Below are 11277 nucleotides of genomic sequence, written 5' to 3' on the forward strand. Positions count from 1 at the left end.
GGCCTTTGCAGGCTATGAGAAAGCGGAGGGCGTCTGAAGCCCCTACCCACCCCTAAAAGCCCCCTAGTGTTCGGGCGTCGCGGTGCATCCGGCGCGACAGGGGGCAGGGGGACGGTGGCGGGGTTCAGGTCCCGGCGTGGACGGGTCGACCCGCCCGGCCGGGGAACCCGTCCCTCCATCGGGAGCCGAGATTTCGCAGATTTCACAAAGTCATGGAAGTTTGATACGTTGTGACAGTGACGAACTCCATTGCCGTAGCAGGCTTAGTGAAGAAGTTCGGTCAGGTGCGGGCCCTCGACGGCTTCGACCTGACGGTCAGGCAGGGCGAGGTGCACGGCCTCCTGGGGCCCAACGGCGCCGGCAAGTCCACGACCATCCGGGTCCTGCTCGGCCTGCTGCGGGCCGACGCCGGCGAGGTGCGGATGCTGGACGGCGACCCGTGGCACGAGGCCGTGGACCTGCACCGCCGGCTCGCCTATGTCCCGGGCGACGTGAGCCTCTGGCCCAATCTCTCCGGCGGCGAGTCGATCGACCTGATCGGCAGGTTGCGCGGCGGCATCGACAGGAAACGCCGCGCGGAGCTGCTGGAGCGGTTCAAACTCGACCCGACGAAAAAGTTCCGCACCTACTCCAAGGGCAACCGGCAGAAGGTGGCCCTGGTCGCCGCGCTCGCCTCCGACGTGGAGCTGTACATCTTCGACGAGCCCACCTCCGGTCTCGACCCCCTCATGGAGTCGGTCTTCCAGAGCTGTGTGCTCGACCTGAAGCGGGCCGGCGCCACCGTGCTGCTGTCCAGTCACATCCTGGCCGAGGCGGAGGCCCTGTGCGACCGCGTCAGCATCATCCGTGAGGGCCGCACGGTCGAGTCCGGCTCGATGAAGGAACTGCGCCACCTCACCCGCGTCTCGGTCACGGTCCAGACGGAACGCGAACTGACCGGCCTGGACCGGTTCGAGGGCGTCCACGACGTGCACTCCGGGCCCGACGGTGTCGGTTTCACCGTCGACAGCGGCAAGGTCGGTGCCGTCATCAGCCACGCGGCCGACTTCGGCATCGTGTCGCTGACCAGCACCCCGCCCACCTTGGAGGAGCTGTTCATGCGGCACTACGGCGACGAGGTGCCCGCCCAGCGCGAGACGGCAGGAGCGCGGTGATGAGCCGCTACTTCGCCGGCACCGGCGACCTCCTGCGGCTCGCCCTGCGCCGGGACCGGATCCAACTTCCGCTGTGGATCCTCGGCCTGACACTGGTGCAGACGGCCACGGCCTCCAGCATCAGCGGTCTGTACGAAACCGAGAAGGACCGGATCGCCGCCCAGACCAGCGCCGCCGACAACCCCGCCTCACTGGTGTTCAGCGGCCTGGTCTCCGGCTCCAGCGAGGGCGCCACCGCCATGACGCAGTCCCTGCTGCTCGTGCTGGTGGCCGCCGCCCTGATGAGCACCCTCGCCGTCGTCCGCCACACCCGGCAGAACGAGGAACTGGGACGTTCCGAACTGATCGGCTCCACCGCCGTCGGCCGGCACGCGGCCCTCACCGCGGGGCTGCTGCTCGCCGTCCTGGCCAACGTGGTGCTCGCCGTCGTGAGCGCCCTCGGACTGGCCTCGGCGGGGCTGCCACTGGGCTCCTCCTTCGCGGCCGGCGCCGCGATCGGCGCGGTCGGGGTCTCCTTCGCCGGTGTCGCCGCGATCACCGCCCAGATCTGGGAGAGCGCCCGGGCCGCCAACGGCGCCGCGGCGGCGGCGCTCGGTGTGGCGTTCATGCTGCGCGCCGTCGGCGACGTGGCGGGCCGCACCACCGGAGGCGGCCCGCGTGTGGAGAGCGCATGGCCGTCCTGGCTGTCCCCGATCGGCTGGGGCCAGCAGATGCGCCCGTTCGACCAGGACCGGTGGTGGGTGCTGGCCCTGCCGCTCGCCGCCTTCGCCGTCCAGGTCGGCGTGGCCTTCGCCCTGACCCGCATCCGTGACGTCGGGATGGGTATGCGGGCGGTCCAGCCCCGCTCGCCGGAGGCCGCTCCGGCCCTGCTCAGCCCGATCGGCCTCGCCTGGTTCCTGCACCGCGGGACCCTGGCCGGCTGGGCCGTCGGGGTGTCCGTGATGAGCTTCTCCTTCGGTGTGGTCGGCGACGAGATCAACGACCTCATCGGCGACAGCGAGCGCACCGCCGAGATCATCCAGCAACTCGGCGGCACCGGCTCACTGCTGGACGCCTACCTCTCCGCCACCATCGGTCTGATGGGCCTCGCGGTCGCCGGATTCGCCGTGCAGGCCCTGAACCGGATGCGCCACGAGGAGACCAGCGGCGGCATGGAGACCGTACTGTCCACATCCACCAGCCGGTTCAGCTGGATGACGGGCCACCTGGTCGTCACCCTCGCCGGGGTCACCGTGCTCATGCTGCTCACCGGCATCAGCGCCGCTGTCGGCTACGGCGTGGCCACCGGGGACATGGGCGCGGAGTTCGGCTCCCTCGTCGCGGCCGCGCTGGTGCGCCTGCCCGCCGTGCTGGTGCTGGCGGCGTTCGCCGTGCTCGCCTTCGGCTCCCTGCCCCGGCTCGCCATCGGCCTGCCCTGGGCGGCGTTCGCGATCTGCCTGCTGATCGGCCAGATCGGCTCGACCCTGGACCTGCCGCAGGCGGTCATGGACATCTCGCCGTTCAGCCATGTGCCCGGACTGCCCGGCGGCGACTTCACCGTAGGCCCGCTGCTGGTGCTCCTGGCGATCACGGCGGCTCTCACCGCCGCGGGCACCGCCCTGTTCCGTCGCCGCGACCTGGCCCTCCAGTGACATCCCCCGACTGAGGGCCGGCCGGACGGCACCGGCCGTCACCGGGACCACGGCATTCCCCCGACGTGGTCCCGGTGACGGCCCTTCCCCCGTGGGCGGCGCCCCGGTCAGGACGGCAGAGCGCCGCCCCGCATGGCCAGCAGCGAACCGAACGTCCACTCCACGGTCTGCTGCACGTGCCCCGGCGCGCCGTGTACGTCGTCGAACTCGTTCAGGGACAGCCGCCGTACATGCCGGCGCAGGAACTCCGGATCCCCCGAAGGCACGATCTCGTCCCGCAGACTGGCCGAATAACAGACCGGAATGTCCAGGCCGGACAGCTCCTGCGGGGTCAGCGCCCAGTCGGTGAGCATCCCACGCAGCGCCGCCTCGTCGCCCGGCTCGACACCCGTCAGCCGGGCCAGCGTGTCCCGGGTGACGCGCGGCAGCCGACGTTGCCAGGCGCCGTCCGTGAAGAAGTCGCTCACCGGCGCCCCGGACGTCACGATCCCGCGCAGCCGTCCGTCCCGCCCGGCCCAGCGCAGCGCCAGATGGCCGCCGAAGCTGTTCGCGAGGGCGTACGTCCGCGAGACGTCCGCCCGGTCCGCGACCGCATCCAGCACCGCGGGCAGCATCCGCCAGCTCTCCCAGTCGTACCGGACAGTGTTCTCGCCCACGCCCGGCAGCTCCGTCACCACGACCGCCATGCCCAGCTGAGCCGCCTGGAGCACCACCGGCGCCCACTGCTCCTTGACGCTGACGATCCCGCCCGTCACCAGCAGCAGCGGCTTCGGCTCCGTGGCCGACAGGCCGCCCGCCCAGCAGACCAGCTCACCATCGGGCATCTTCACCCGCACCGGCTCGATGTCCGGATGCTGCGCACGCCACCGGTCGAACAGGGACCGGAGCCGCTCGTACGCCGCGCGCCGCGCCGGACCGTCCACGAACGGGAAGCGGGCCATGGCCGAACACAGGAAAGCCGGCAGCAGCTGACCGGACTCGGCCAGCGTGGCCGACGCCGCCGACCACTCCACCGCCCACGAGCCCAAGGCGCCGTCCTCGTCGTTGGTGACGCGGTCCAGCACCCCCTGGTGCAGTTCGGGCGGCAGCTGCAGCGCCCGGGCGTGGACGACCGTGAACTCCTTGAGCTCGCCGACGTCGTTCATCGTGTTCCCTCCCGTTCCCAGCGCGCCGTCAGGCCCAGATGCCCGGGCGCCGCCGTGATCCTCCGCAGCTTGTGGCGGAACAGGCCGGATCCGTCCTCGGCGTGCCCGAACACCTCGAAGCCGTTGCGCGGATAGAAGTCCTTGACCTTGCCGTTCTTCGAGGACGGCACATGACGCGCCTCGACCGCCTCGGCTCCGGCGGCGCGGGCGTGTTCCAGCAGCGCGGCCAGGCAGCCCTGCTCGATACCCCGGGCGAAGACCCGGCAGCTGAGCAGGAAGTTGTCGATGTGCCACACCGGGCCGCCGGTCCGCACGAACACCGCCCCCACCAGCCCGTTGTCCCCGAAGCGGTCACCGGACCTGATGGCGAGGACGAGTTGCCCGGGAGCGCCGGCCAGGGCACGGACCTCGTCCTGCTGGAGGCGCTGGGTCGTCAGGTTGAACTGGTTGGTGCGCTGGGTGAGCTGGGCGAGCCGGGCGGTGTCGGCCTCGCGCGCCGCGGCCAGTTCGACCCGCACCTCCAGCTCCCGCAGATAGTCGTCGAGCGAGGCGAAGGAGTCGAGGAAGTCCTTGCGCCCGAGCTCCTCGCGGTAGCGCGCCGGGCGGCGTACGTCGTCCTCCGTGAGGTCCCGTACGTCGAACCAGCCGTCGGCGAGCAGCCGTTCGGCGTGCAGCGCCGGGTCACCGTGCAGGTGCAGTACGGTCACCTCGGGCAGTTCCCGGGCGACCAGACCGCACTCGTAGGCGCTGTCGTCGGCGAAGACGAAGCCGTCCAGGCCCAGATTGAGGTCCTCGGCCAGGGCCCGCAGATTTTCGTGCTTGGGCTCCCAGTTGGCCACCACGCGCACGAAGTCGTCCTCGCGCAGGGTCATCTCGGGGTGCTCGCGCAGCACCTGCCGCACCGGCTCCAGGTCGTTCTTGCTGACGGCCGCCAACAGCACCCCGCGCGAGGCGAGTTGCGCGGCCACCCGCTGGAGATGCGCGAAGGCCCGGCCCCGGCGGCCGCCGGCGACCTCGATGCCCTCCGGACCGTCGTCGCCCAGCACCCCGCCCCACACCGTGCCGTCCAGGTCCAGGGCCAGCACCTTCTTCGCCCGCCCCGACCGCCCGCGCACCAGATGGGCCAGATCGCGGGCGAGGGCGGCGGTCAGTTCCGGTGTGTACGGCGTCGCCGTGTACGCCGCCAGGCGGGCCTCGCCCAGCGCGGTCGGACCGGTGAGCAGCGGGTCCAGGTCGAGGACGACGAGACCCGGATGCTCCTCCATCAGCCCCAGCAGCCGTGCGTTCCCCTCCCGCCAGACCGCGCCCAGCCGGGCCCGGGAGCGGTGGTCCGCCAACTGGGCATGGAACTCGCGGGGCAGCGGCAGCGTGGTGTACACGAGCGTGCCCGACCCCGCCGAGGTGTGGGTGGCGGCGAGCTTGTCCAGCAGCCGGACCTTCTCGGCCAGCACCCGTTCCACGTCCTCGGGCCGCCACGGCAGGGGAACCTCGTCGAACACCACGCCGGCGTCGAGCACGCACACGACCAGGTCGCGGCCGGCCGCGTACACCTCGCTCGCCGGATCGGCCAGATCGAACAGCCAGCTGCCGAAGTCGGCGACGTGCGGCCGCAACAGCAGCCCGTGCCGGGCCAGTTGGGCGGTGAGCGGCGGGACCAGACCGGCCACCGTGCCGTGACCGGTGACCGCGACCGACACCGTCGGCTGGGCCGGGTGCTCGGCGAGCACCTCGTCGGCGGACAGACGCGTCAACAACCGTCCCGCCCGCTGGAGTTCCTCCTCGCCGAGGCCACGCAACAACATGGGCAGCCGTGGATACTCGGCGGCCAGGCGGCCGGACCGGTGCAGGTCGGCCACGGGGTCGGCGGCGGGCGGGGGAGCGGGGGCCGGGGACACGGATCACACCCTCCAGGCGAGACTTCGCGACGGTCCGCCCCGCGACGCGATCACCGCACCCGGGCGGGCACCCCCAGCCTCACCGCGCCCGCTTGGCGCCACCTTGCCGCCACCTAAAGCGGCCGTCCTCGCACCCCGGGCCCGCTGACGTGCTCAGGAGTCCTTGTCGGGAGCCTCACCCTGCGACTCGCGCCAGCGCGTCATGAGCTTGGGCACCTCGCCCCGGATGAACGCGAAGAACCGCCGCGTCTCGTCCAGCCGCGCCGCCGCCGGGCTCTGACCGCCGAGCGCGTCGATCCCGTCGGCCAGGTTGTCCTCCAGCCGCAGGAAGACCTCGTCGCGGCGGGCGAACATCTCGTACCACATGCTGTCCGTGACCCGGTAGTGATCATGGCGTTGCCCCGGCTCGCGCTGCCGCTCGACCAGCCCCAACTGCATCAGATACCGCACCGCCTGGGACACCGCGGCCCGGCTGATCCTCAGCTGCGTCGCCAGCTCGACCGCCGTCAGCCCGTTCGTCGAGATGAGCACCGCCACGAACACCCGCGCGGCCATCCGTGGAAAACCGAGCCCCGCCATGCTGAGCGCGAACTGCTCGATGAAGCGGCTCACCGCCAGCTCCTGGTCGGAGCCTTGCCGAGTGTCGTCCGGGGCGGCCGCCATCCGCGCATCCCTCCGCGTCATGTGTACCGATGTGACGTACGCCGGGGAAATGGCCGAACGCACCGGGACGTTGGTTCACTGTTTCATGAAAACCATATATCACCGGGCGTCGAAAGCGGCCTCCCCGGCATACGCGTCGGCGCCCCGACCCCTGCCCGGGGTCGCGGCGCCGACACACACGCAACGGCGGCGGCACAGCCGTAGCGGAACCTCAGTCCGCCTCCAGGGCGAAGCCCGACTTGATCCACTTGCTGGACTCGATCGCCACCCCGACGGCCCGGTCCCCGGACGCCAGCCGCGACAGCAGCCGCTCCAACTGGAAGAACACCAGCGCGTTGCCGTTGTTGCCGGTCTCCTCCACGCAGGACACCTCCCGCGCCGCGGGCATCCCCATCCGCTCCCGGATCCGCGCCGTCATCCGGCCCGACAACTGCGGCGGCAGCACATACGACAGATCACCGGGCTTCCACTCCAGCGCGTCCAGCAACTCCTCGGCCGACTCCGCGGCCAGCACGGGAACCGCCTCCTCGATCGCCTTGTAGTCCTCGGTCACCGGAGGGCCGTCGAAGCGCCTGCTCGCGCCGTACCAGTCCAGGGTCTGCCCCGGCTCCCGCCCCAGGCCGACCAGCCGCGTGAACACCGCCCGCAGCACCGGACCCGGCGACGGCTCCGTGGTGAGCACCGACGCCCCCGCCCCGTCCCCGAACAGCACCAGGTTCACCAGCTGCGCCGGCGGCAGCGCCGCCGCGTCCATGTCCGGATCGACCAGCTTCGCCGAGACATCACCGCCCAGCACCAGCGCCGTGCGATGCCCCCCGGACAGCAGGAGCGACGCCGCCAGCGACAGGGCCTGCACCGCACCCGAACACCCCGACTGCAACTGGTACGTCGGCACCTGGTCGATGCCCAGCCGGTCGGCGATCACATTCACCGTCGTCGGCATCAGCATGTCGGGCATGGCCGTACCCATCACCATCACATCGACGTCCGACGGCTCCAGACCCGCCGCGGACAGCGCCCGCCGCCCCGCCGTCTCGCCCAGATCCGCCAACGAGAACCGCGGCTCACCCGACTCCAGATCCACCGCGAGATGCCGGAACCGCGTACCGATGAACGCCTCGGCCCACTGCTCCCACGCCGGCCCCAGACCCATCCGGCGCCCCAGCATCGCGTTGTCGATCCGCGGCCCCGGCAGCGCCGTACCCACCGAAGCCATCCGCAGCGCAGGACGCCCGTTCACCACCAGCACCGCGCCGCACCTCCCCGCCGCGTCGGAACCACCCCGGGCCGACCCGCCGACCCCACCGGGCCCACGGCCCGCCTCACCACGTCACCGGAAGCCGCTGCGCGGCGTACATCGTCGCCTCCGAACGCAGCGGCACCTCGTCCGCCTCCACCGCCAGCCGCAGCCCCGGGAACCTCCGGAACAGCGCCGAGTACGCGATCCGCATCTCCACCCGCGCCAGCTGCTGCCCGAGGCACTGGTGAATGCCGTAGCTGAACGCCATGTGCCCGGACGTGGAACGCCCCACGTCCAGCCGGTCCGGATCCTCGAACCGCCCCGGATCACGATTGACCGCCGCCAGCGACACCGTCACCCCGTCACCGGCCTTGATCAGTTTGCCCTCCAGCTCGACGTCCTCCAACGCCGTGCGCGGCACCCCGAACTGAGCGATCGTCAGATATCGCATCAGCTCCTCGACGGCGTTGCCGAACAGCTCCGGATCCTCCCGCAGCCGCGCCAGCTCGCCGGGATGGCGCAGCAGCGCGTACGTCCCCAGCGACAGCATGCTCGCCGTCGTCTCGTGGCCCGCCATCAGCAGCAGCATCCCCACCCCGGTCAGCTCCGCGTCGTCGAGCTCACCACTGGCGATCAGACCACTCAGCAGATCGTCCGCCGGCTCCTTGTGCTTGAGCTGCACCAACTCGTGGATCAACCCGTAGATCGTCGCGAAGGCCGCCGCCACCTCCTCGTGGGACGACCCGATCCGCATGACCGTCGTCGAGTGGTCCTGGAACCGCGGACGCTCGCTGTACGGAACGCCCAGCAGCTCACAGATGACCAGCGACGGGATCGGCAGCGCGAACGCCGGCACCAGATCCGTCGGCGGCCCCTGCCGCTCCATCGCGTCCAGATGCTCCTCCGTGACCTGCGCGATCCGCGGCTCCAGCGCCTTCATCCGCCGCACCGTGAACTGGCCGGTGAGCAGACGCCGGTACTTCGTGTGATCCGGCGGGTCCATGTGCATGAAGAAGCCGGGCGGCACCGTCTCCCACGGCCGGCCCCCCGACGGCAGCTCGAACGGCACCTTCTTCAAGTCGCCGCGGGCACTGAACCGTTGATCGCTGAGCACCTTCCTGGCCGCGGCGTGACTGGTCACCAGCCAGCCCACGTGCCCGTCCGGGTACAACAGCGGACTCACCGGCTCCTCCTCACGCAGCCGGCCCAGCTCCTCGGGCGGATCCAGCGGACGCGTCCGCTCGGTCGGCAAGCGCCGCGGCGGCGTGGACAGCGTGTCCGTCATCTCGCGTTCCCTTCTCGGCCTGCTCCCGCGACCGGCGCATCCGGCGCGGCGGGCGGACGGAACCGGCAGGTGACAGAACGTCAGGGCACATCGGGCCGCGCCGCACACGAGGGCGGTCGAGCCCGGGGCGCGACGCACCCCCCTGCCACCGCGCCCGCGCGGTGCACGCGCGCGCCTGGGCACGGGGGTACGCCCACCCCGCGCCCGCAACCCGCTGCGCGAAGGCGACGCCGACCACACCGGTCCACGCCTTTTCGCCCAGCCTCGGGGAGCCCCCTTAAGCCGCCCTTGGCTCGCCTTAACGCGGCAACGGACCGCGCCCCGCTACCGGCCTTCACCCCGCGTGGCGGCCGCCTCCCGGAAGCGGATGACCTGCCCCGGGCACGAGCGCTGAGCCTCCTCCACCGCCTCCCACTCCTCCGCGGGCGGACGCTCCTCCAACAGCACCACCTGCCCGGTGTCCGCCTCCTGGTCGAAGACCCCGGGCGCGAGCAGCGCACACATGCCCGACGCCACACACCGGTTCACATCGACTCCGACCTGCATGGACGAATCCCGCATGAGGGCACCCTTCCGGACTCGGACCTGCCGAACAGGCCCGTAGCGTAAGGCCTTCGACCGTCCCCCACGAAGCCGCGAAAGGCTTTAGAAACCGGCAAGTCACCCCCAAGCCGCACCCCGCAAGGTGAGCCGGGCGGCATACGTCGACCGCCCGAACCGGACCACGAGGAAAGGGCGGATCGGGGATGGCGGAAGCAACACCACATACGCGGGAGTCCGTGCACGGCGTCGTACTCGGCGGCGGCCTCGCCGGCGTCCTGGCCGCCCGCGCCCTGCGCGACCACGTCGACAAGGTGACCGTGATCGAACGCGACACCTACCCGGACCGACCCGAACCCCGCAAGGGCGCCCCCCAGAGCCACCACGCGCACATTCTGTGGTCCGGCGGCGCCGAGGCCATCGAAGCCCTGCTGCCCGGCACCCTCGACCGCCTGCGCACCGCCGGCACCCATCGCATCGGCGTCAAACAGGACATGGTCCTCTACAGCGCCTACGGCTGGCAGCACCGCTTCCCCTCATCCCACTACGCCCTCACCTGCAGCCGCCCCCTGCTCGACCGGACCGTTCGGGACGCAGCCCTGGGCGACCCACGCATCGAAGTCCTCCAGGGCGCACAGGCACAGGGCCTGCTCGGCGACCACGAACGCGTCACCGGCGCCCGCGTCCGCACCCAGGACGGCACCACCCGCGACCTGCCCGCCGACCTCGTCGTCGACGCCACCGGCCGAGGCTCACGCCTCAAGCACTGGCTGGGCGAACTGGGCCTGCCACCCGTCACCGAGGAGAGCGTCGACACCGGACTCACCTACGCCACCCGCGTCTTCCGCGCCCCCGACGGCGCCCCGAGGCCCTTCCCGGTCGTCAGCGTCTACGCCGACCACCGCACCGGCCGCCCAGGACGCAACGGCCTGCTCCTCCCCATCGAGGACGGCCGGTGGATCATCACCCTCTCCGGCACCCGAGGCGGCGAACCCACCACCGACGAGAACCACTTCGCCACGTTCGCACGCACCCTGCGCGACCCCCTCATCGCCGACCTGATCGACGCCGCCACACCCCTCACGCCCGTCCGCACCACCCGCAGCACCCTCAACCGCCGCCTCCACCTCGACCGTCTGACCCGGCACCCCGAGGGACTCGTCGCACTCGGCGACTGCGTGGTCTCCCTCAACCCCATCCACGGCCACGGCATGAGCGTCGCGGCCCGCTCCGCCCACGCGCTGGAGAACTGCCTGCGCCGCGCCGGCGGCCTCAAACCAGGCCTGGCCCGAACCGCCCAGCGAGCCATCGCGGCCGCCGCCGACGCACCCTGGCTGCTCTCCGCCTCCCAGGACCTGTGCTACCCCGACAACCGGGCCGATGTCAGCGACCCGCGCCTGACCACCCAGGCCGCCCGACGCCAGGGCTTCGCCGACCTGGTGACCAGCGCATCGCTGGTGAACGAGCGGGTCTGCGACGCCCTCACGGCCGTCACGACCCTCACCGCACCGCTCGCCCACCTGGAGACCCCCGAGTTCCTCACGGCGCTGCGGCAGGGACCCGCACGGCCGCCGCTGAGCGCCGCGCCGCTGAGTGTGGCGGAGGCGGCGGTGCTGCGGAGGACGAGCACGCGGTAATCCGAGCACGCGGTAAGCCGTCCCCCGACGACACAGAGCCGCGACCCTCGACCGAGAGCCGCCCCCATCGACGACGAACCGCCCCGG

Annotated in this window: 9 protein-coding genes; 3 read left to right on the plus strand and 6 right to left on the minus strand. The window is 71.8% G+C overall.

The window, feature by feature from the left end:
* The first annotated feature begins 236 nt into the window (after window positions 1-236).
* Window positions 237-1154 carry an ATP-binding cassette domain-containing protein gene (locus OHU89_RS38630; RefSeq protein ID WP_405649583.1) on the plus strand — a complete coding sequence of 306 codons (918 nt, stop codon included), beginning with the start codon at window positions 237-239 and terminating at the stop codon, window positions 1152-1154.
* Window positions 1154-2785, plus strand: coding sequence for an ABC transporter permease (locus tag OHU89_RS38635; protein WP_405649584.1), 1632 nt, complete (start codon window positions 1154-1156; stop codon window positions 2783-2785). The genes OHU89_RS38630 and OHU89_RS38635 overlap by 1 nt, the downstream gene beginning before the upstream one ends.
* A 107-nt stretch (window positions 2786-2892) precedes the next feature.
* On the opposite strand, the gene OHU89_RS38640 is transcribed toward OHU89_RS38635, so the two are convergent.
* The 6 genes from OHU89_RS38640 to OHU89_RS38665 all read right to left on the minus strand — a co-directional run bounded on the left by OHU89_RS38640 (window position 2893) and on the right by OHU89_RS38665 (window position 9574).
* Window positions 2893-3930, minus strand: a complete 1038-nt coding sequence (locus OHU89_RS38640) for an alpha/beta fold hydrolase (RefSeq protein ID WP_405649585.1) — start codon at window positions 3928-3930, stop codon at window positions 2893-2895.
* Window positions 3927-5825: an HAD-IIIC family phosphatase gene (locus tag OHU89_RS38645; RefSeq protein WP_405649586.1), complete on the minus strand. Its 1899-nt coding sequence runs from the start codon at window positions 5823-5825 to the stop codon at window positions 3927-3929. Before OHU89_RS38645 ends, OHU89_RS38640 begins: the two co-directional genes overlap by 4 nt.
* Window positions 5826-5978: 153 nt before the next feature.
* The gene (locus tag OHU89_RS38650; RefSeq protein WP_405649587.1) at window positions 5979-6488 is read right to left on the minus strand and encodes a GbsR/MarR family transcriptional regulator; all 510 of its coding nucleotides are present in this window, start codon (window positions 6486-6488) and stop codon (window positions 5979-5981) included.
* Between the two features lie 211 nt (window positions 6489-6699).
* Window positions 6700-7704 (minus strand): 3-oxoacyl-ACP synthase III family protein, encoded by a 1005-nt coding sequence (locus OHU89_RS38655; RefSeq protein WP_405654829.1) that lies wholly within the window; start codon window positions 7702-7704, stop codon window positions 6700-6702.
* A 106-nt stretch (window positions 7705-7810) separates the two neighbouring features.
* Complete coding sequence (locus OHU89_RS38660; protein WP_405649588.1) at window positions 7811-9013, minus strand: cytochrome P450; 1203 nt, start codon at window positions 9011-9013, stop codon at window positions 7811-7813.
* 324 nt (window positions 9014-9337) lie between these two features.
* On the minus strand, window positions 9338-9574 hold the full coding sequence (locus OHU89_RS38665; protein WP_405649589.1) for a ferredoxin: 237 nt from the start codon (window positions 9572-9574) through the stop codon (window positions 9338-9340).
* 185 nt (window positions 9575-9759) lie between these two features.
* Between OHU89_RS38665 and OHU89_RS38670 the strand changes: the two genes are divergently transcribed.
* Entirely contained in the window at window positions 9760-11190 is a 1431-nt protein-coding gene (locus OHU89_RS38670; protein WP_405649590.1) for an NAD(P)/FAD-dependent oxidoreductase, read from the plus strand.
* Window positions 11191-11277 lie beyond the last annotated feature (87 nt).

The sequence above is a fragment of the Streptomyces sp. NBC_00019 genome (assembly GCF_045041015.1).
Lineage (GTDB): Bacteria > Actinomycetota > Actinomycetes > Streptomycetales > Streptomycetaceae > Streptomyces.